The organism is Delftia sp. Lp-1 (assembly GCF_020523835.1).
Classification (GTDB): Bacteria; Pseudomonadota; Gammaproteobacteria; order Burkholderiales; family Burkholderiaceae_C; genus Comamonas; species Comamonas acidovorans.
Genome location: NZ_JAJALJ010000003.1, coordinates 685,638 through 706,222, shown reverse-complemented (window position 1 = coordinate 706,222; position 20,585 = coordinate 685,638). Strand labels below are relative to the sequence as shown.

The 20,585-nt window shown below is 67.5% G+C and carries 18 protein-coding genes; 3 read left to right on the top strand and 15 right to left on the bottom strand.

The window, feature by feature from the left end:
- Positions 1 to 79: 79 nt before the first annotated feature.
- From LGR64_RS24200 to glyQ, 3 genes are read right to left on the bottom strand one after another with little or no spacing between them, the layout of a single operon-like run.
- On the bottom strand, positions 80 to 649 hold the full coding sequence (locus LGR64_RS24200) for a D-glycero-alpha-D-manno-heptose-1,7-bisphosphate 7-phosphatase (RefSeq protein ID WP_013804243.1): 570 nt from the start codon (positions 647 to 649) through the stop codon (positions 80 to 82).
- 55 nt (positions 650 to 704) lie between these two features.
- The gene (gene glyS / locus LGR64_RS24195; RefSeq protein ID WP_141830406.1) at positions 705 to 2,819 is read right to left on the bottom strand and encodes a glycine--tRNA ligase subunit beta; all 2,115 of its coding nucleotides are present in this window, start codon (positions 2,817 to 2,819) and stop codon (positions 705 to 707) included.
- A 34-nt stretch (positions 2,820 to 2,853) separates the two neighbouring features.
- Complete coding sequence (glyQ, locus tag LGR64_RS24190) at positions 2,854 to 3,792, bottom strand: glycine--tRNA ligase subunit alpha (protein WP_012203218.1); 939 nt, start codon at positions 3,790 to 3,792, stop codon at positions 2,854 to 2,856.
- Between the two features lie 358 nt (positions 3,793 to 4,150).
- Here glyQ and LGR64_RS24185 point away from each other — a divergent pair, with 358 nt between their 5' ends.
- The gene (locus LGR64_RS24185) at positions 4,151 to 5,266 is read left to right on the top strand and encodes an SPFH and helix-turn-helix domain-containing protein (protein WP_096916848.1); all 1,116 of its coding nucleotides are present in this window, start codon (positions 4,151 to 4,153) and stop codon (positions 5,264 to 5,266) included.
- A gap of 73 nt (positions 5,267 to 5,339) precedes the next feature.
- Positions 5,340 to 6,515 carry a zinc ribbon domain-containing protein gene (locus LGR64_RS24180; protein WP_013804246.1) on the top strand — a complete coding sequence of 392 codons (1,176 nt, stop codon included), beginning with the start codon at positions 5,340 to 5,342 and terminating at the stop codon, positions 6,513 to 6,515.
- Between the two features lie 12 nt (positions 6,516 to 6,527).
- Here the strand turns inward: LGR64_RS24180 and LGR64_RS24175 are convergent, their stop codons facing one another.
- The 6 genes from LGR64_RS24175 to LGR64_RS24150 all read right to left on the bottom strand — a co-directional run bounded on the left by LGR64_RS24175 (position 6,528) and on the right by LGR64_RS24150 (position 13,981).
- Positions 6,528 to 7,643 carry a TIGR03364 family FAD-dependent oxidoreductase gene (locus LGR64_RS24175; protein ID WP_230357186.1) on the bottom strand — a complete coding sequence of 372 codons (1,116 nt, stop codon included), beginning with the start codon at positions 7,641 to 7,643 and terminating at the stop codon, positions 6,528 to 6,530.
- A gap of 33 nt (positions 7,644 to 7,676) precedes the next feature.
- Positions 7,677 to 9,479: a putative 2-aminoethylphosphonate ABC transporter permease subunit gene (locus LGR64_RS24170; protein WP_230357184.1), complete on the bottom strand. Its 1,803-nt coding sequence runs from the start codon at positions 9,477 to 9,479 to the stop codon at positions 7,677 to 7,679.
- On the bottom strand, positions 9,476 to 10,549 hold the full coding sequence (locus LGR64_RS24165) for an ABC transporter ATP-binding protein (protein WP_230357182.1): 1,074 nt from the start codon (positions 10,547 to 10,549) through the stop codon (positions 9,476 to 9,478). The genes LGR64_RS24170 and LGR64_RS24165 overlap by 4 nt, the downstream gene beginning before the upstream one ends.
- A gap of 14 nt (positions 10,550 to 10,563) precedes the next feature.
- Entirely contained in the window at positions 10,564 to 11,607 is a 1,044-nt protein-coding gene (locus LGR64_RS24160) for a putative 2-aminoethylphosphonate ABC transporter substrate-binding protein (RefSeq protein WP_230357180.1), read from the bottom strand.
- 162 nt (positions 11,608 to 11,769) lie between these two features.
- Complete coding sequence (locus LGR64_RS24155; protein ID WP_141830418.1) at positions 11,770 to 12,519, bottom strand: GntR family transcriptional regulator; 750 nt, start codon at positions 12,517 to 12,519, stop codon at positions 11,770 to 11,772.
- A 10-nt stretch (positions 12,520 to 12,529) separates the two neighbouring features.
- Positions 12,530 to 13,981, bottom strand: a complete 1,452-nt coding sequence (locus tag LGR64_RS24150; protein ID WP_065345363.1) for an NCS1 family nucleobase:cation symporter-1 — start codon at positions 13,979 to 13,981, stop codon at positions 12,530 to 12,532.
- A 210-nt stretch (positions 13,982 to 14,191) separates the two neighbouring features.
- On the opposite strand from LGR64_RS24150, the gene LGR64_RS24145 reads away from it, so the two are divergent.
- Complete coding sequence (locus LGR64_RS24145; protein WP_096914986.1) at positions 14,192 to 15,073, top strand: LysR substrate-binding domain-containing protein; 882 nt, start codon at positions 14,192 to 14,194, stop codon at positions 15,071 to 15,073.
- Between the two features lie 6 nt (positions 15,074 to 15,079).
- Here the strand turns inward: LGR64_RS24145 and rfbC are convergent, their stop codons facing one another.
- From rfbC to fabA, 6 genes are all read right to left on the bottom strand, one after another.
- Entirely contained in the window at positions 15,080 to 15,628 is a 549-nt protein-coding gene (gene rfbC / locus LGR64_RS24140) for a dTDP-4-dehydrorhamnose 3,5-epimerase (RefSeq protein WP_096914984.1), read from the bottom strand.
- Positions 15,625 to 16,515 carry a glucose-1-phosphate thymidylyltransferase RfbA gene (rfbA, locus tag LGR64_RS24135; protein WP_096914981.1) on the bottom strand — a complete coding sequence of 297 codons (891 nt, stop codon included), beginning with the start codon at positions 16,513 to 16,515 and terminating at the stop codon, positions 15,625 to 15,627. The genes rfbC and rfbA overlap by 4 nt, the downstream gene beginning before the upstream one ends.
- A gap of 41 nt (positions 16,516 to 16,556) precedes the next feature.
- Positions 16,557 to 17,459 carry a dTDP-4-dehydrorhamnose reductase gene (gene rfbD, locus LGR64_RS24130; protein WP_141830420.1) on the bottom strand — a complete coding sequence of 301 codons (903 nt, stop codon included), beginning with the start codon at positions 17,457 to 17,459 and terminating at the stop codon, positions 16,557 to 16,559.
- Positions 17,456 to 18,526 (bottom strand): dTDP-glucose 4,6-dehydratase, encoded by a 1,071-nt coding sequence (rfbB, locus tag LGR64_RS24125; RefSeq protein WP_141830422.1) that lies wholly within the window; start codon positions 18,524 to 18,526, stop codon positions 17,456 to 17,458. Before rfbB ends, rfbD begins: the two co-directional genes overlap by 4 nt.
- A 163-nt stretch (positions 18,527 to 18,689) precedes the next feature.
- Positions 18,690 to 19,913 carry a beta-ketoacyl-ACP synthase I gene (gene fabB, locus LGR64_RS24120; RefSeq protein ID WP_141830424.1) on the bottom strand — a complete coding sequence of 408 codons (1,224 nt, stop codon included), beginning with the start codon at positions 19,911 to 19,913 and terminating at the stop codon, positions 18,690 to 18,692.
- The gene (gene fabA, locus LGR64_RS24115; RefSeq protein ID WP_012203203.1) at positions 19,910 to 20,434 is read right to left on the bottom strand and encodes a bifunctional 3-hydroxydecanoyl-ACP dehydratase/trans-2-decenoyl-ACP isomerase; all 525 of its coding nucleotides are present in this window, start codon (positions 20,432 to 20,434) and stop codon (positions 19,910 to 19,912) included. The genes fabB and fabA overlap by 4 nt, the downstream gene beginning before the upstream one ends.
- Positions 20,435 to 20,585 lie beyond the last annotated feature (151 nt).

Below are 20,585 nucleotides of genomic sequence, written 5' to 3'. Positions count from 1 at the left end.
GAATTCACAAAGATAGCATTGTGCGCAGGACGGCAGGCCAGCGGCGCATGGGCAAATTGCCGTTCGGGCGTTCAGGCGTTCAGGGAGCCGGTGCGGCATCTGCCGGAACCAGCGCATCGGCCAGCGCGGCCAGGCTGGCATGGCGCTGGGTGCCGGGCGGCAGTCCGGGCGGCAGCGCCCCGTCCAGAGACACTCCGGCACTGGCGCCCGTGCAGACCAGGTGCAGGCGCGCGCCCATGGCGGCGCCGGCCTGCAGGTGGGCCACGCAGGAGCCGACCACCCACAGCTGGTGCCCCTCGACGCCGAAGCGCTCGGCAATCTGCTCGAACAGCGCCGTGCCGGGCTTGCGGCAATGGCATTCCTCGTCCGGCGCATGGGGACAGTAGAAAACCGCATCGACGCGCGCGCCTGCCGCCGCCATTTCGCGGTGCATGCGCGCGTGCACGGCATTGAGCTCGGTCACGTCGAACAGGCCCCGGCCCAGGCCCGGCTGGTTGGTGGCGACCACCACATGCCAGCCCGCCCGGTTCAGGCGCGCCACGGCTTCCAGCGCCCCGCGCTGGGCCTTCCAGGCCTCGGCAGAGCCGATGAAGCCCTCCTCACCGATCTGGTTGAGGGTTCCGTCACGGTCCAGGATCGCAATTTTCATGGTCGGGTCCCAGGGTGGAAGACGCAGGGCCCGGGCGGCAGATGCCGCCACGGGATCAGGAGGCCAGTCGCGAAAGGTCCGCCACGCGGTTCATGGCTTCGTGCAACGTGGCCAGCAGGCCCAGGCGGTTGGCCTTGAGCGCCGGGTCTTCGGCGTTGACCATCACATGCTCGAAGAAGGCATCGACCGGGGCGCGCAGCGCGGCCAGGGTCTGCAGGCTGGCCGTGTAGTCGCCGGCAGCAAACTGCTGCTGCGCCTTGGGCGCCACCGATTGCAGGGCTGCGTACAGGTCCTTCTCTGCCACCTCGGCCAGCACGGCCGCATTGACCTGGGCCTGCACGGCCTGGTCGGCCTTCTTGAGGATGTTGCCCACGCGCTTGTTGGCGGCGGCCAGGGCCGGTGCCTCGGGCAGCTCGCCGAAGGCGCGCACGGCTTCCAGGCGCTTTTGCACGTCGGACAGGCGCTGCGGGCGCAGGGCCAGCACGGAGTCCACTTCCTGGGCCGAGAAGCCCTGCTCGCGCAGGTTGCCGGCCAGGCGGTCGTAGATGAAGTCGGCCAGCTGGGGCGTGGCGTCCTCGATCTTGTCGCCGAAGGCAGGCAGCACGCTGACCAGCAGGGTTTCCAGGTCCAGTGCCAGTTCCTTCTCGACCAGCATGCGGATCACGCCCAGCGCATGGCGGCGCAGCGCGAACGGGTCGCGGTCGCCCGTGGGCAGGTTGCCGATGCCGAACATGCCGACCAGGGTTTCCAGCTTGTCTGCCAGGGCCACGACCACGCCGGCGTTGCCGCGCGGCAGTTCGTCGCCCGCAAAGCGGGGCTTGTAGTGGTCCTCGATGGCATCGGCCACGGCCACGTCCAGGCCGTCGTTGAGCGCGTAGTAACGGCCCATGGTGCCCTGCAGCTCGGGGAACTCGCCCACCATGTCGGTCACGAGGTCGGTCTTGGCCAGTTGCGCGGCCAGGTCGGCCTGCTGGGCCAGGCCCGTGTCGCCCAGCTGGCGGGCAATGCTCTTGGCGATGGAGCGCACGCGCTCCACGCGCTCGCCCTGGGTGCCGAGCTTGTTGTGATAGACCACCTTGCCCAGCCCGTCCACGCGCGAGGCCAGGGTCTTCTTGCGGTCCTGGTCGAAGAAGAACTTGGCGTCGGCCAGGCGCGGGCGCACCACGCGTTCGTTGCCGCCGATGACGGCGCTGGCATCCTGGGGGCTGATGTTGCTGACCACCAGGAACTGGTGGGTCAGCTTGCCGGCGGCGTCCAGCAGCGGGAAGTACTTCTGGTTGGCCTTCATGGTGAGGATCAGGCATTCCTGCGGCACGTCGAGGAATTCCTTCTCGAACTCGCAGACCAGCACATTGGGACGCTCGACCAGGGCCGTGACTTCGTCCAGCAGGGCCTCGTCCTCGATGGGACGGACACCGCCGCCCACGCGCTCGGCAGCGGCCTGCAACTGGCGCGCGATCTCGGCACGGCGCTCGGCGAAGCTGGCGATGACGGCACCTTCCTCGCGCAGCTGCGCGGCGTAGTCATCGGCGGAGCGGATGACCACGGGATCGACCGCCGCCTCGAAGCGGTGGCCATGCGTGGCCGTGCCGGCCGTCAGGCCCAGGGCCTTGACGCCGATCAGCACCTCGGTGCCGTGCAGCACCACCAGGCCGTGGGCCGGGCGCACGAAATGGACACTGCTCCAGCCGTCGGCCAGTTGGTAGCGCATGACCTTGGGGATGGGCAGCTTGGCAATGGCTTCGTCCAGCGCCTTTTGCACGCCGTCGGCCAGCATCACGCCGCGCACGGTGGAGGCGTGGAACAGGGCCTCGGCCTTGCCTTCGCCCTGGCGAGTCAGGCCGGCAACGGCTTCTTCGCCGGCACCCAGGGCGGCCAGCTTCTTGATCAGGGCGGGCGTGGGCTTGCCGTCGGCGTCCAGGCCCACGGAGACAGGCATGAGCTTTTGCGACACGGCCTTGTCCTCGGCCTGGGGCAGGACTTCGGTGATGTGGGCGGCCAGGCGGCGCGGCGAGGCATAGGCCGTCAGGCGCGCTTCGCTGGAGGCCAGCAGGCCCTGGGCCTTGAGCTGCTCGAACAGCACGCCGGCAAAGGCGTCGCCCAGCTTTTGCAGCGCCTTCGGGGGCAGCTCTTCGACAAACAGTTCAACAAGAAGATTCGATGCGTTCATGGTCTGGTGTTCTCTCGGTGCAGCGGTGTCCGCCTCAGGCGGCCTTCTTGCCCTGTTGTTCGGCGGCCTTGGCCAGCTCGGCCAGCACTTCGTCGGCATGGGCCTTGGGCGCCATGGGGAAGCCCAGGCGTGCACGGCTGTCCATATAGGCCTTGGCCACGGCGCGGGCCAGGTTGCGGATGCGGCCGATGTAGGCGGCACGCTCCGTCACGCTGATGGCGCCGCGCGCATCGAGCAGGTTGAAGGTGTGGGCGGCCTTGAGCACCTGCTCGTAGGCCGGCAGCGCCAGCTGTTCGCCGATCAGGTGGTTGGCCTGCTTTTCGTAGGCGCCGAAGGCGGTGAACAGGAAGTCGGCGTCCGAATGCTCGAAGTTGTAGGTGGACTGCTCCACCTCGTTTTGGTGGTAGACGTCGCCGTAGCTCAGGCCGTCGGTCCAGGTCAGGTTGTAGACGTTGTCCACGCCCTGCAGGTACATGGCCAGGCGCTCCAGGCCGTAGGTGATCTCGCCCGTGGCGGGCTTGCAGTCGATGCCGCCGACCTGCTGGAAGTAGGTGAACTGCGTCACCTCCATGCCGTTGAGCCAGACTTCCCAGCCCAGGCCCCAGGCGCCCAGCGTGGGGTTCTCCCAGTCGTCCTCGACGAAGCGGATGTCGTTCTTCTTCAGGTCGAACCCCAGGGCTTCGAGCGAGCCCAGGTACAGCTCCAGGATGTTGTCGGGCGCGGGCTTGAGCACCACCTGGAACTGGTAGTAGTGCTGCAGGCGGTTGGGGTTGTCGCCATAGCGGCCGTCCTTGGGGCGGCGGCTGGGCTGCACGTAGGCGGCCTTCCAGGGCTCGGGGCCCAGGGCGCGCAGGAAGGTGGCGGTGTGCGAGGTGCCCGCGCCCACTTCCATGTCATAGGGCTGGAGCAGCGCGCAGCCCTGGTCGGCCCAGTAGGACTGCAGCTTGAGGATGATTTGTTGGAAAGTGAGCATGACTTGTTTCAGGCGTCGCACGCAGGCCGGGGCCGCGCCGGTGAATGAGAGGCGGCTCGCGCCGCGCAAACGACGATTTTAAGGCGCCGCCCGGCCGTGCGCCGTGCTGCCGGCCTGCGGCCCCACGCCGGCAGCGCCGCCACGCGATCTGTATCAAAAAACGGAGCACGCAGTGCATACAGGCAAAGGCCATGGCGCGTGACTGCCTGGAAACAGGCCTTGCAAGGCCCGGCAGGATCATTTTTTGACAATTCACCAGGGCAGCGGCCGGTGACCGTTCGCCACGCCGCCATGCACGCCCCCTAGAATGGCCCACTGACCTTTTTTGTCGTGGACCACCACCGCCCCGGAGCCTGCCATGAACCTGATGAACATCATCACCAAGCAACTGATAGAGATCATCGAGTGGACCGATGACTCGCGCGACACGCTCTCCTACCGCTGGCCCGATGACGACAAGGAAATCAAGAACGGCGCCCAGCTCATCGTGCGCGAGTCGCAGCAGGTGCAGTTCGTCTCGGCCGGCCAGTACGCCGACCTGTTCAGCCCCGGCAAGCACACGCTGACCACGCAGAACATTCCCATCCTGTCCACCATCCAGGGCTGGAAGTACGGCTTCAACTCGCCGTTCAAGTGCGATGTCTACTTCATCAACACGCGCCTGTTCACGGGCAACAAGTGGGGCACCTCCAACCCCGTGATGGTGCGCGACAAGGACTTCGGCGCCGTGCGCCTGCGCGCCTTCGGCACCTACGACTTCCGCATCGTCGAGCCGGCCAAGTTCCTCAAGGAAGTGGCGGGCACGGACCAGAACTTCCGCATCGACGAGTTCGCCGATACCATGCGCTCGCGCATCATCAGCGTGTTCACCGAGTCGCTGGCCAAGGCCCAGGTGCCCGTGCTGGATGTGGCCCAGCGCTATGGCGAGCTGGGTGATGCGCTGCTGCCGCTGATCAACCCGGCCATGACGGACAAGTACGGCCTGGAGATCACCAGCTTCGTGCTGGAGAACGTGTCCGTGCCGCCCGAGGTGGAGCAGGCCATCGACAAGCGCTCCAGCATGACGGCCATCGGCAACCTCAACGACTACGTCAAATACCAGATGGGTCAGGCCATGACCACGGGCGGCGAAGGCGCTGCCGCAGCCACCCTGCCCGCCACCATGGCCATGGGCTTCGGCATGGCGCAGGAGATGATGAAGAGCATGCAAAACGGCGGTGGCGGTGGCGCACCGGCCGGCCAGGGCCAGGCGTCCGATCCGTTCTCGCCCGCTGCCGCACAGGCGGCCCAGGCCCCCGCAGCGCCCGCCGCCGGTGGACTGCAGGTGCTGACCCCGGCACAGGCGGCCCAGGTGCTGGGTGTGAGCGAGGCCGATGTGCTGGCCGAGATCCAGGCCGGCAACCTCAAGGCGCGCCAGATCGGCAGCCAGTGGCGCATTGCGCAAGCCGCACTCGATGACTTCCTGCGCGGCTGACATTTCCGTGGTTTGACCCTTTGCGGCGCCAGGCCCTGCCTGGCGCCGCGTCCCGTTTTCCAGGACCGATGCCGTGAGCGCGCCCTCCTCCAGTTCCTCCAGCACCTCGACTTCCCCCGCCTCCGGTTCCTGGGAGGCCGCAGCCGCCGCGCCCGCCATGGTGCGCAAGCACCCCTGCCCCGAATGCGGCGCCAACCTCGAATGGAATGCCCAGGCCCAGGCGCTCAAGTGCCCGTACTGCGGCACCACGGTGCCCTGGAGCGAGGAAACGCGCGAGGAACTGGGCCGCGATGTGGTCGAGCAGGACCTGGCCGAGGCGCTGCGCAACCCAAAGTCCGGCCGGGGCTGGGGCACGGAGGACCGCTACGAGGTCCAGTGCCAGAACTGCCGTGCCATCTCGGTCTTCGTGAACCGCACCGTGGCCCAGCGCTGCGACTTCTGCGGCTCGCCCTCCATCGTCGCCCACGAGGACCAGGGCGATGCCATCACGCCGCAGAGCATCCTGCCCTTCAAGATCAGCGACGGCCAGATCCGCGACCGCATCCGCCAGTGGTACGGCAGCCGCTGGTTCGCGCCCAACCGCCTGAAATCCGCCGCGCTGACCGACACGCTGCACGGCGTCTACCTGCCCTACTGGACCTTCGACGCCCACGCCAGCGCCGACTGGCAGGCCGAGGCGGGCTTCTACTACTACACCACCGAGTCCTACCGCGACAGCAACGGCAACGTGCAGACGCGCCAGGTGCGCCACGTACGCTGGGAGCCGGCCTCGGGCAGCCTCGCCCATTTCTTCGACGACGAGCTGGTGCCCGGCACCGTGGGCGTGCACGCCAACCTGCTGCGCCAGGTGGAACCCTTTCCCACCACCACCGACCTCAAGCCCTACACGCCGGAATTCGTGCGCGGCTGGACGGTGGAGCGCTACCAGATCGACCTGGGCAAGGCCGCCCAGGTCAACGTGCAGGACATGGACGAGCAGCTGCGCGCCCTGTGCGCGCGCCAGGTGCCCGGCGACACCTACCGCAACCTGCAGATGCAGCGCGAGTACCAGGGCCGCACCTTCAAACATATCCTCGTGCCGGTCTGGCTGGTGGGCTACACCTACGGCAGCAAGACCTTCCAGATCATCGCCAACGGCTACACCGGCCAGATCGCGGGCGAGCGCCCCTACAGCGCCCTCAAGATCACGCTGGCCGTGCTGGCCACGATCATGGTGCTGGCGCTGCTGTGGGTGATGTTCGGCAAGTAGGCCGGCTGCCGCTCACCACGCGCTCCAGACCTCTTCGGCAAGCCCGAAGGCGGTGCTCGCGCCGGAACCTCCGGTGACCGCCACCACGCGCGTGGCATCGTCGGGCGCATGCACCACGCAGGGCGCGTCCTGCGCACTCGGGTAGACGCCCACCCAGCGCTCCACCACCTGCGCATCGCGCAGGTGCAGGGCCTCGTTCATGTGGCGCAGCATCAGCCGGTCCACGGCTTCGCTGGCAAAGGGCTGGGGCGCTGCGCCGTAGTGGTGGGAGTCGCCCACCACCAGGCTGCCGTCGGCGCTTTGCACGGCGATCAGGTGGATGCCGTGGGCCAGGCTCTCGCCCTCCTCCCGCTCCAGTTCGGCGCGCAGCGCGGCGGCTTCGGGCAGGGCGCTGTAGCCCTCGTATCTGACCATGCTCAGGTCACCCATGACCGAGCCCTTGAGCCGAAAGCCCGGCTGCGGCCGCACGCGCAGCATCTGCAGCTGGCACAGCTGGATGCGGTGGGGCGTCCACAGGCCGGCGAACAGGCCGCCCGGGTCGGCGTTGTTGCAGACCACCACGCGTTCGCCGTGGTAGCTGGCGCGGGCGCTGCGCACCCGGGGCGCGGCCACGTCAAGCACGGCCTCGCCAAAGCGGAAATCCACGCCCATGGCCTGCTCCAGCCACCGCGCCAGCCGGGCAATGGCCGTGCGCGACTCCACGCGCAGTTCATGCGGGCTGTAGAGCACGGCGCTGAGATCTTCGGTACGCAGTGCAGGATGGCGCTCGGCGGCCTGGGCCGGCGTGAGCAGCTCGCAGCGCTCGCCCATCGCCGTGCTCAGGAAAGCATGGAGCACGGCCTCGGCGCTGGGGCGGCGCGCCGTCAGCCACAGGCCGCGGTGCACGACCTCGATGCCGGCCTGCGGCGCGATCTCGGCCCAGGTGTCGCGCGAGCGCATGGCACGCCGCCAGTGGGCACCGGCCTGCTGGCCCGTGACGGTCACAAAGCCGAAGTTGCGGATGGAGGCGGAGATGCAGGCCGCGTCGCGCTCGATGACAAGCACGCTGCGGCCACGGCGCGCAGCCGCATAGGCGTGGGCCAGGCCGACAATGCCGGCCCCCACCACGATCAGGTCGTAGTTCTTCATAGGAAAAAAACGGAGGGAGGAAGAGAGAAGGGATCAGCGCTGGCGCCAGCGCTGCGTGCGCCGCTGCACCCAGGCATCCAGCGCCGCGATCAGCAGCCGGCCCGTGGCGGCGGTGGCAAAGATCAGCGTGGCCATGGCGGCGGCGGGCGCGGTGTCGCCCGCGTCGTCCATGGCCAGCACGGCCACCGAGGCCAGCGTGGTCTCGGGCGAGTAGAGGAACACCACGGCCGATACCGTGGTCATGGCGTTGACGAAGAAGTAACCGGCCACCTGCATCACTACGGGCATGCACACCGGCAGGTGCACGCGCCACAGCAGCGTCCAGAAGGCCACGCCCAGGGAATCGGCCACGCGCTCGTATTCGGCATCGAGCTGTTGCAGCGCGGCCAGTTGCGTGATGTGCGCCACCGAGAAGAAATGCGCCACCGAACACAGCACCAGCATGGCCATGCTGCCGTACAGAAAATGCAGCGGATTGCCCTGGGCATTGAAGAACAGGATGTAGCCCAGGCCCAGCGCCAGCCCTGGCACGGCCATGGGCAGCGTGGCCACGGCATGCAGCCACTGGCGCGTGCGTGCCCAGCGCTGTGGCTTGGCCACCAGGTAGGCGGTCACAAAACTCAGCACCGCCCCCACCACCGCCGTGGCCAGCGCCATGGACAGCGAGTTGCCATAGCTGGCCCAGCCGCCGCCGTCCATCATGTCGAAGCGGTAGTTCTTGAACGTCAGCGTGAGGTTGTAGGGCCAGTAGCTGACCAGGGAGGCCAGCACGGCCGTGCCCATGACGGCCAGCAGCGCCAGCGCCACCAGCGCGCAGTACGCAAGCAACGCGCGGTCCAGCGGCGCATGGGGCTGGGGCACGAGCGGCACGGAGCGCACGCCCATGGTCGCCGCCTGCCGCGCACGCAAATGGCGCTCTGCCGCAAAGGCCAGGCCCGCAGGCACCAGCAGCAGCATGGCCACCACGGCACCCATGGACAACTTTTGCTGGCCTATGACCTGCTTGTAGATATCGGTGGCCAGCATGGCCGTGTTGCCGCCAATGACCTTGGGCACGCCGAAGTCGGTCACCACGAGCACGAAGACCACGATCCAGGAAATCATCAGCCCGTAGCGGCTGGCCGGCAGCGTGACCTGGCGGAAGCTGCGCCAGCGGCTGGCGCCCAGCGTGGCGGCCGCCTCGTACAGGCGCGCATCGCCCGAGGCCAGCGTGGTGCACAGAATCATCAGCGCATGCGGAAAAGTCCAGAGCACCGAGCCCACGATGATGCCGAAGGGCCCGTAGGCCGAGCCCCCCTGCAGCCAGCCCTTGAGCAGGCCCTGGCTGCCGAACAGGTAGATCAGGCTGATGGCCATGAGCAGCGAGGGGGCCAGCAGCGGCACCAGGGCCAGGCCCCGGAACCAGCGCGCCAGCGGCATGCAGCTGCGCACCACGCCATAGGCGTAGACATAGGCCAGCAGCACGCAGACCGTGCTGCTCACGGCCGACAGCCACAGGCTGTTGAACAGCGATTGCGCCACGCCCGGCATGCGCGCATAGGTGATGAACTGGGCCAGGCCCGTGAAGCGGCCCGTGTCGTCCCAGAAACTCCTGCCCAGCAGGCTGGCGACCGGCAGGGCGATGGTGGCCAGCAGCCAGGCCAGTGCGCCCAGCACCAGGGCGCCCAGCCACCAGCGCTCCCAGCCTGCGCTGCGCCCCCGCGGACGCGCGGGCCCTGCAGGCGCGCTGCGGCGGGCGGGAACGGAGCGGTCCACCGGCACGGGCACGGGCACGGGCACGGGGACGGGCACGGGCACAGGCACGGAAATGGCCGTGTCCATGGGATGCGCGCTCATGCGGCCTTCCTCACGTCTGGCGCCGCCAACGGCTGCAGCGCAGCGGCGGGCAGCTCCATCAGCACCTCGCCCTGCAGCCAGTCGGGCAGGCCCACGTCGTGGCGCAGGGGCCACTGGGCGTCAACCTGGCATTGCAGCGTGGGGCTGAACAGGCGCACCAGGGCCATCGATCCGAGGAAGGAGGTCTCCACCACACGGGCGCGGAACAGGTTGGCCAATGCCGTGGGCTGGGCCGGGTGCAGCACCACGCTCTCGGGCCGCACGCCCACCAGCAGGGCAGCGCCAGGCTCGAAACCGGCCAGCGCGCAGCGCAGGCTGGCCTCGCCAATGCGCACCTGGTCCGCCGATTGGGCCGTGGCCGGCAGCAGGTTCATGCGGCCCACGAAGCCGGCCGCGAACTGGCTCACGGGCCGGGCATAGAGCTGCTCGGGCGAGCCCTGCTGCTCGATGCGGCCCTGGTGCATGAGCACCACGCGGTCGGCCATGGACAAGGCCTCTTCCTGGTCGTGCGTGACCATGATGGAAGCAATGCCCAGCTGGCGCTGCAGCTGGCGGATCTCGCTGCGCAACTCGGTGCGCACCTGGGCATCGAGCGCGGACAGCGGCTCGTCGAGCAGCAGCAGGCGCGGCCGGGGCGCCAGCGCACGGGCCAGGGCCACGCGCTGCTGCTGGCCGCCCGACAGCTGGGCCGGGTAGCGCTGGGCCTGCGCGCCCAGGCCCACCAGGGACAGCATCTCGGCCACACGCTCGCGCGCCTGCGCCGCAGGCTGCCCGTTCAGCCCGAAGGCCACGTTCTGTGCGGCCGTGAGATTGGGAAACAGCGCATAGCTCTGGAACACCACGCCAAAGCCACGGCGTGCGGCCGGCCAGCGCGTGATGTCATCGCCCTGGAACAGCACCCTGCCCTCGTCAGGCATGTCGATGCCGCAGACGATGCGCAGCAACGTGGTCTTGCCGCAGCCCGAAGGGCCGAGCAGGCTGACGAACTCGCCCGCCTCCACGTTCAGGTCAATGCCGCGCAGCACCTGCTGATCGCGGTAGCGCTTGGCGATATGGTCTATGCGCAGCATGGCGTGGCTCCGGCTTACTTTTTCTCTGCCTTGGCTTCGTAGCGGCGGCTCCACTCGGCCAGGATGCGGTCGCGGTTATCGGCGGCCCAGTTGAAATCGTTCTTCGCCAACCGCTTTTCCAGATCGGCGGGAATGAACTCCAGCTTCTCCTGCGCCTCGGGCAAGGCCAGCACGGCGAAGTTGGCGGCGTACAGCTTGTTGGCCTCTGGCGTGACGGCCCAGTCGGCCAGCGCCTTGGCGGCTTCCTGCTTTTTGCTGGTCTTGAGGATGGCCGTGGCCTCCACGTCCCAGCCCAGGCCTTCCTGCGGGAAGACGATGTCGATGGGCGCGCCGTCCTTCTTGGTCTTGCTGGCGCGGTACTCGAAGCTCAGGCCCACGGGAAACTCGCCGGCCCCCGCCTGGCGGCAGGGCTTGGAGCCGCTGTGCGTGTACACGCCCATGTTCTGGTGCAGGCCGTCCATGTAGGCCCAGCCCTTTTCCTCGCCCATGATCTGCAGCCAGGCCGCGACCATCAGGTAGCCCGTGCCGCTGGAGGCCGGGTGGGGCATGGTGATCGTGCCCTTGAACTCGGGCCTGACCAGGTCGGCCCAGCTGGCGGGCACGGGCAGCTTGCGCTTGCCGGCCTCCACGGTGTTGAAGCAGATGGCCGAGGACCACAGGTCCATGCCCACCCAGGTCGGCTGGGCGCGCGGATCGCGCATGTTGGCGCGCACCTTGTCCAGGCCCTTGGGCGCGTAGGGCTGGAGCATGCCCTGCTTGTCCAGCAGCATCAGCGAGGTGGCGGCCACGCCCCAGATCACGTCGGCCTGGGGATTGGCCTTTTCGGCCAGCAGGCGGGCCGTGATGATGCCCGTGCTGTCACGCACGAACTTGAGCTCGATCTCGGGATGGGTCTTCTCGAAGCCGCTCTTGTAGGCCTTGATCTGGTCGGCCTCCAGCGCGCTGTAGACCAGCAGCTCTGTCTTGGCCGCGTGGACAAGGGTGGCGAAGGAGGCGACGGTCAGCGCCGCAGAGGCAATGGCGAGGCGGCGGCCCAGGGAGGCAAGGGTGTGGCGCATGGCGTGGCAGTTCCGTTGTGGGTTCGTGGACAGGTGGCAGGTTCACCACCTCTGACACCCACTTTAGGAAGCGCAGGTGAAACGCCCGTGTCACACAACGGAAATTTGGCGAAGCGGGTATTGGCGGATTTGGGTGCCCCACCCATCGCCCACCCCGTCTCGTCAGCCGCGCGGCTTGCCCCTGCCTGTGCGCGTTGCCTGGGCCACCTGGGCCGCCTGGGGCTGCAGCGCATCCAGCAGCCGGTCCTGCAGGCGCGCGCGGTGGGCAAGGTTCTCATCCAGCCGCGCGGCCAGCGCGTCGATGTGCTCGCGCATCAGTTGCTCGGCGCGCGCCATGTCGCCGGCCGCCAGCGCATCGACGATGGCCTCGTGGTCGGCATTGGAGTGCTGTGCCTCGGTCTGCGACTGGTACAGCGCAGACACCAGGGTGGTGCGCGCCGACAGGTCGGCCATCATGGCCGTGAGAAAGCGGTTGCCCATCTGCTCGGCCAGGCAGACGTGGAAGTCGGCCAGCAGCACGCTGCGCTGGCCGGCGTTGTCGGCCTCGGCGATGGCGCCGCGCTCCTGCGCCACATGCTCGCGCAGCGTGCGTATGGCCGCCTGCAGCGGCCGGCCCGCGTCGCGCAGCATGCCGGACTCCAGCACGCGGCGCGCGGCATAGGTTTCCTGGGCTTCCTCGAACGAGGGCTCGACCACGTACCAGCCCTGGCGCGAGCGCACCTCGACGAAGCCGCGCGCCTGCAGCTGCATCAGCGCCTCGCGCACCATGGTGCGGCTCACGCCGAAGACCTCGGCCAGTTCCTTTTCGCCCAGGCGTTCGCCAGGGCGCAGCTTGCGCTCGACGATGGAGCGCATGACACGCTCGGCGATCAAGGCCGGCCCGGTGGCCGGCGCATCCTGCGGCTCGGACATGGCGGCCTCCTCAGGCCGCGGCCGGAATGCGGCGCGGGCGCAGCGTGGCCATCACCCAGTACACGCTGCCGCCGATCAGTACGCCGAAGAACCAGCCGTAGGTGCCCCACCAGACCGGCAGCAGGCTGGTGAAGTTGGGCAGGATGGTGGAGAACACGCTGCCGATGCCGGTGGCGATCAGCGCGTTGACGTTCCAGCCGCCCTCGTAGCGGTATTCGCCATGTTCGTCATACAGCGCGGCCACGTTGATGTTGCCCTTGGCCACCAGGTAGTAGTCCACCAGAATGATGCCCAGCAGCGGCCCCATGGTGGCGCCGATGGCGTTCACGAAGTGGGCAGCGCCGCCCTCCCATGGTGCAAAGGGATAGAGAGCCAAGGCAATCAGTGCGGCGATGTATCCGCCGCGCTTGAAGTCGATGCGCTTGGGAAACACGTTGGAAATATCGAACGCCGCCGAGACGAAGTTGGCCACCACGTTGATGCCCAGCGTGGCCACGGCAAAGGTGACGGCGGCCAGCAGGGCCAGCACCCAGCTGTCGAACTTGGCCGAGATCTGCTCGGGGTGCAGCAGCACCTCGCCATAGACCTTGAAGGCCGCAATCGTGGTGATGCCGGCCACCAGCGAGAACGCGATCAGGTTCACGGGCAGGCCCCAGAGGTTGCCCTTGGCGACCGCCTCCTTGTTCTTCGCATAGCGCGAGAAGTCGCAGAAGTTCAGGTACAGCGCCGCAAAGTAGGTGATCCAGGTCGCGCCCACGGCCATCAGCGCCCAGAAGCTGCCCGGCGCGCCGCTCACCCCCGCATCCTTGGTCTTGTCCAGCAGCACATCCATGGGAATGCCGTGGTCGAAGCTGAAGCCGCCGGCCTTCACGCACAGGCCGATGGCCAGCACCAGCATGGCGATCCACACCGCAGGCCCGGCCCAGTCCTGGAATCGCCGCACGGTCTCCATGCCCCTTTGGATGATTAGCAGCTGCAAGGCCCAGATGACCACGTAGCAGATCACCTCCAGCCCCGAATGGCCCAGCCAGTGCGTGGTCTGGTGGAAGGACAGCAGGGCGTCATTGCGCACCAGCAGCGCCACCATGGCGCCCGAGGCCGCCGCCGTCTGCGCGCCGTACCAGAAGCAGGCCACGACGGCGCGCACAAGCGCGGCCAGATTCGCGCCCCAGACCCCGAACGAGGCGCGCGCCAGCACCGGATAGGGCACGCCGGTCTTCTCGCCCGCATAGCCCACCAGGTTCATCAGAAAAAAGATGACCAGGGAACTGATGCCGATGGCGATCAGAAAATTGACGAAGCTGCCGCACAGCAGAAACAGGCTGGCCGCCAGGTAGTAGCCCCAGAGGCTGTGCACGTCCGAAGTCCAGACGTTGAAGATGCTGAAGGCGCCCCAGCGGCGGTCCCTGGTGGGCGCCAGATCTTCGTTGTAGAGACCTGGCGAGGGGTTGCGGATGTCCATTGATGCGCTCCTTGACCACGAGTAATCACTGACACAAGACCAGCCGAAAACCATGATCAGCTGGCACACAAACTGGCACGCAAACTGGTATGCAAGAAGTGTGCCTTTGGGCGCAGGAGTTTTTTCCCGGGACATACCCGGCCACCGCAGGCCTTCAGGCTGCGGCGACATGGTGAAATATGGAGCCGCCCCCCTGCCTCCAACCCCGCCATGTTCGTCACGCAGCTCAAGTCCTTTTTCTGGGTCGCCCGCCTTGGCAGCATCACGCAAGCCGCGCGCCAGCTCGCACTGAGCCAGCCCACCGTGACCACCCAGATCCGCGCGCTGGAAGAGCACTACGGCGTGGAGCTGTTCCATCGCCAGGGCGGACGGCTGTCCATCACCGATGCCGGCTTGCGCCTGCTGCCCCAGGTCGAGCAATTGCTGCTTCAGACCATCCAGCTGGAGTCGGCGCTGCGCCATTCGGGCGATGCCAGCCAGGGCCAGCTGCGGATAGGCGCGACGGCGCCCTACTACGTGCTGGACATCGTCAAGCGCTACCAGCGGCGCTTCGAGCGGGTGGAAGTGGCCATCGTGGGCGGCAACTCGCGCCAGATGGTGCAGGCGCTGGTGGACTACCAGGTGGACCTGGCGACCTCGTCACACCTGGAGAGCGATCCGCGCCTGCTGCGCGTGGAGCTGGGCCAGGACCCGTTGGCCCTGCTGGTGCACCGCAGCCACCGGCTGGCGCAGCGCACCATGGTGCAGGCGTCCGATCTGGTGCACGACACGCTGATCCTGCGCGAGCGCGGCTCCATGACGCGCCAGCTCACCGAACAGATGCTGGCCGCCGCCGGCCTGGCACCGCGCCACATCATGGAAATCGCCAGCCGCGAAGCCATCCGCGAGGCAGTGATCCGCGGCATGGGCATCAGCGTCTTCGCCCGGCATGAAGCCTCGGCCCACCCCGACATCGTCGTCCTGCCCTTCGCAGGCCCCGTGCCGTGCCTGCCCGAATACCTGTACTGCCTGCGCGAACGCCGCCAGACCCGGCTGATCGCCGGCTTTCTGGAGGAAGCCGTGCCGGGCGGGGTGCTGCCGGACCAGATGTGAACCGGCTCAGGCCAGCTCGGCATCCGCCAGCAGCGGCTGCTTGAGGTCCTTGTCCGACAGCGACAGCTCCACATCCAGTTGCGGCCATTGCACGCCGATGGCAGGGTCATCCCAGGCAATGCCGCGATCGGCCTGGGGCGCGTAGAAGGCCGTGGCCTTGTAGAGGAAGTCGGCGCTGTCGCTGAGCACCATGAAGCCGTGGGCGAAGCCTGGTGGCACCCACAGCTGGCGGTGGTTGTCTTCCGTCAGTTCGGCTCCCACCCATTGGCCGAAGGTCGGCGAGCCCTTGCGGATGTCCACGGCCACGTCGAACACGGCCCCGCGCACCACGCGCACGAGCTTGCCCTGGGCATGGGGCGGCAGCTGGTAGTGCAGGCCGCGCAGCACGCCTTTCTTGCTGCGGCTGTGGTTGTCCTGCACGAACTGGTGGTCCGTGCCCGTGGCCTGGTTGAAGGCCTGCTGGTTGAAGCTTTCGAGGAAAAAGCCGCGATCGTCGCCAAACACCTTGGGCTCGATCAGCATCACCTCGGGGATGGCCAGGGGTGTTGCCTTCATGCGTGCGCCTTTTCCTTGAGGATCTGCAGCAGGTACTGGCCGTAGCCATTCTTGGCCAGGGCCTGGCCCAGCGTCTCGAGCTGGGCGCGATCTATCCAGCCCTGGCGGAAGGCGATCTCCTCGGGGCATGACACCTTCAGGCCCTGGCGCTGCTGCAGGGTGGCAATGAACTGCCCTGCTTCCAGCAGGCTGTCATGCGTGCCCGTGTCCAGCCAGGCATAGCCACGGCCCATGAGCTCCACATTGAGCTGGCCCTTGTCCAGGTACAGGCGGTTGAGGTCGGTGATTTCCAGCTCGCCGCGCGCCGAGGGCTTGATGGACTTGGCCAGCTCAACGACCTGGCTGTCGTAGAAATACAGGCCCGTGACCGCGTAGTTGCTCCTGGGCTGCTTGGGCTTTTCCTCCAGGGAAAGGACCCTGCCCTGGGCATCGAACTCGGCCACGCCATAGCGCTCGGGATCCTGCACGTGGTAGGCAAACACCGTGGCGCCTTCGCTACGCTGGTCGGCACGCTCGAGCAGCTTGGCAAAGTCGTGACCGTAGTAGATGTTGTCGCCCAGCACCAGGGCGCTGGGTGCACCTGCCAGGAAATCCTCGGCAATCAGAAAGGCCTGTGCCAGGCCGTCCGGGCTGGGCTGGACTGCATATTCGAGCTTCAGGCCCCACTGCGAACCATCGCCCAGCAACTGCTCGAAGCGCGGCGTGTCCTGCGGCGTGCTGATCACGAGGATCTCGCGGATGCCCGCGAGCATGAGGGCGCTCAGCGGGTAGTAGATCATCGGCTTGTCGTAGACCGGCAGCAGTTGCTTGCTGATGGCCAGCGTGGCCGGGTGCAGACGGGTGCCGGAGCCGCCCGCGAGGATGATGCCTTTGCGTGTCTGGTTCATGTCCTGAATCCTGGGGTTCTTACTGGAGCGCGCAGCCGCGCTCAGATGATTTCCTGCAGCATGCGGTCCACGCCGGCCTGCCAGTGCGGCAGGCGCAGGCCGAAGGTCTGCTGCAGCCGGTGGGTGTTCAGCCGGGAATTGTGCGGACGCTGCGCCGGGGTTGGAAAGGCGCTGGTGGGCACGGCAGCTATGCGCTGCACCTTCCAGGGCCGGTCGGGCGCGAGTTCGCGGGCGCGGGCGATCACGTGGCTGGCATAGGCATGCCAGGTGGTCTCGCCACCGGCCACCAGGTGATACAGACCCTGGTCGCCGGGTTGGCGCTGCAGCTGGCGAATGGCATGGGCCGTGACGTCGGCGATGAGGTCCGCGCCCGTCGGTGCCCCCCATTGGTCGTCGATCACGCTCAGTGCCTCACGCTCCTGGGCCAGGCGCAGCATGGTCTTGGCGAAGTTGCCGCCGCGCGCCGCATAGACCCAGCTGGTGCGAAAGATCAGGTGGCGGCAGCCCGAAGCCTGGATCAGTTGCTCGCCTTCGAGCTTGCTGCTGCCATAGACGGACAGCGGCGCCGTGGCCTCGGTCTCCGTGCGCGCGGCGCTGCCGCTGCCGTCGAAGACGTAGTCCGTGCTGTAGTGCACCAGCAGCGCACCGATCTGCGCCGCCTCGCGCGCCAGCACCTGGGGTGCCAGCGCGTTGAGCAGCCGCGCCTGGTCAGGCTCGCTTTCGGCCTTGTCCACGGCCGTGTGGGCCGCGGCATTGACGATGACATCGGGGCGCAGAGCGCGCACGGTGCGTGCAAGTTCATCGAGGCGCGAGAGATCGCCGCACAGGCCCTGGCCACCGGCATCGCCCTGGCGGTCCAGCGCAATCAGTTCGCCCAGCGGCGCCAGGCTGCGCTGCAGCTCCCAGCCCACCTGGCCATTGCGGCCCAGCAGCAGCAGCTTCATGCGCCGGCTCCGTCGGTGTACTGGCGGCTGACCCATTCGCGGTAGGCGCCGGACTGCACATCGGCCACCCATTCGGGGTTGTCCAGGTACCACTGCACGGTCTTGCGGATGCCGGTCTCGAAGGTCTCGGCGGGCTTCCAGCCCAGTTCGCGCTCGAGCTTGCGCGCGTCGATGGCATAGCGCCGGTCATGACCGGGGCGGTCCTTCACATAGGTGATCTGTGCGCTGTAGCTGGTGCCATCGGCCTTGGGGCGCAGCTCGTCGAGCAGCGCGCAGACGGTGTTCACGATCTCGACGTTGGGCTTCTCGTTCCAGCCGCCCACGTTGTAGGTGTCGCCCAGCCTGCCGGCCTCCAGCACGCGGCGGATGGCGCTGCAGTGGTCGCGCACATAGAGCCAGTCGCGTACCTGCATGCCGTCGCCATAGATGGGCAAAGGCTTGCCGGCCAGGGCGTTGACGATCATCAGCGGGATCAGCTTCTCGGGGAAATGCAGCGGGCCGTAGTTGTTGCTGCAGTTGGTGGTCAGCACGGGCAGGCCGTAGGTGTGATGCCAGGCACGCACCAGATGGTCGCTGGCGGCCTTGCTGGCCGAGTACGGGCTGTTGGGCTCGTAAAGGTGGTCTTCGGTGAAGGCCGGTGCCGCAGGCGCCAGGCTGCCGTAGACCTCGTCAGTGGACACATGCAGGAAACGGAAGGCCGTCCTGGCCTCGGCATCCAGCGCGCTCCAGTAGCCACGCACGGCTTCGAGCAGGCGGAAGGTGCCGACCACGTTGGTCTGGATGAAGTCCTCGGGGCCATGGATGGAGCGGTCCACATGGCTCTCGGCCGCGAAGTTGACCACGGCGCGCGGCCTGTGCTCGGCCAGCAGACGGGCCAGGGTCTGGCCGTCGCCGATGTCGGCCTGCACGAACACATGGCGCGCATCGCCTTGCAGGCTCTCCAGGCTTTTGAGGTTGCCGGCGTAGGTGAGCTTGTCCACGTTGAGCACCGGCTCATCGCCGGCAGCCAGCCAGTCCAGCACGAAATTGGCGCCGATGAAGCCGGCGCCGCCTGTGACAAGAATCATGGTTCAACCTTGCAAAATTTCATTGTTCTTGGGGCGGGGATCCGGCAGCAGCATGGGGTGCAGCCTCCCGCCCGGCCTGCGCATTGTCGGCGCTCGCCAGCAAAAAGCCCGCAGGAGGCGGGCTTTTTCCTTCAGGACACGCCTTTTACACACCAGGGCGTGTTCACTGGCCCTGCCAGCGGCGCAGCACCAGCGAGGCGTTCGTGCCGCCAAAGCCGAAGCTGTTGGACAGCACGGTGTTCAGTCGGGCATCGCGCGTGCGGGTGACCAGGGGCATGTCGCCCAGTGCCGGATCGGGCGTGTCCACGTTGACCGAGCCTGCGATGAAGCCCTTGTTCATCATGATCATGCAGTAGATGGCTTCCTGCACGCCCGTCGCGCCCAGCGAGTGGCCGGTCAGCGACTTGGTGGAGGAGAACGGCGGCACCTGGTCGCCGAACAGCGCGCGCATGGCGCGCACTTCCTGCATGTCGCCCACAGGCGTGGAGGTGCCGTGGGTGTTGATGTAGTCCACGCCGCCTTCGATGCCTTCAAGGGCCTGCTGCATGCAGGCGATGGCTCCGTCGCCCGAGGGCGCGACCATGTCCTCGCCATCGCTGGTGGCGCCAAAGCCCACGACTTCGGCCAGGATGTTCGCACCCCGGGCCTGGGCGTGCTCCAGGCTTTCCAGCACCACGGCACCGCCGCCGCCTGCGATCACGAAACCGTCGCGGTTGGCATCATAGGCGCGCGAAGCCTTTTCGGGCTGGTCGTTGTGCTTGCTGGACATGGCGCCCATGCCGTCGAACAGCAGGGCCATGCCCCAGGACAGCTCTTCGCCGCCACCGGCAAACATAACGTCCTGCATGCCCCAGGCAATCTGCTGTGCCGCAGCACCGATGCAGTGCGCCGAGGTGGAGCAGGCCGAGGTGATGGAGTAGTTGATGCCCTTGACCTTGAAATTGGTCGCCAGGCAGGCCGACACCGTGGAGCTCATGCAGCGCGTGACCTGGTAGGGACCGACGCGGCGAATGCCCTTCTCGCGCAATGTGTCAGCCGCCTCGATCTGGTTGGCCGGCGAGCCGCCGCCCGAGCCCATGATCAGGCCCGTGCGCGGATGGCTGACCTGCTCGGGCGTGAGGCCGGCCTGGGCGATGGCATCTTCCAGCGCGATCTGCGCATAGGCTGCCGCATCGCCCATGAAGCGCAGCTGCTTGCGATCGATCCGTGCCTCGACGTCGATCTCCGGCACACCGGCCACCTGGCTGCGCATGCCCAGTTCGGTGAACTTCGGCATGGCCTTGATGCCCGTGCGGCCCTCGCGCAGCGAGGTCTCCACGGTATCGAGGTCGTTGCCGATGCACGAGACAATGCCCGCGCCGGTGATGACTACGCGACGTTTGGTCATGCTGCCGTTCCCTGGCCTTCACCCTCGCGCAGGAACAGACCCACGCGCAGGTCATTGGCCACGTAGATTTCCTTGCCATCGGCCAGCAGGCGTGCATCGCCGATGGCCATGTTGAGCTTGCGCTTGATCACGCGCTTGATGTTGATTTCGTAGGTCACCAGCTTGACGTCAGGACCCACTTCGCCCGTGAACTTGACCTCGCCGGCGCCCAGGGCGCGGCCGCGGCCGGGAAGGCGCAGCCAGGTCAGGTAAAAGCCGATCAACTGCCACATGGCGTCCAGGCCCAGGCAGCCGGGCATGACGGGATCGCCCCGGAAATGGCAATCGAAGAACCAGAGATCAGGCTTGATGTCGAGTTCGGCGACGATCTTGCCCAGGCCGTGGGCGCCACCATCGGTGTCGATGTGCGTGATGCGGTCGAACATCAACATGGGAGGCAGGGGAAGACGTCCGCTGTCTGCGGAAAACAGCTTGCCTTCGCCCGAAGCGATCAGTTGCTCATACGAAAAAGAATCGGCCATTGTCTAACTTGCTCCACGGCGGCACTGACGCCACCTCTATCTCTGAATGGGTGCGGCCCGCAGCGGACCATGCAGCCGCGCATTATCGGGGTTGAACGTTGCCAGACTGCAACAAAACCCCGAGGCCGCATCAAAACTCTGCCACAAAAGC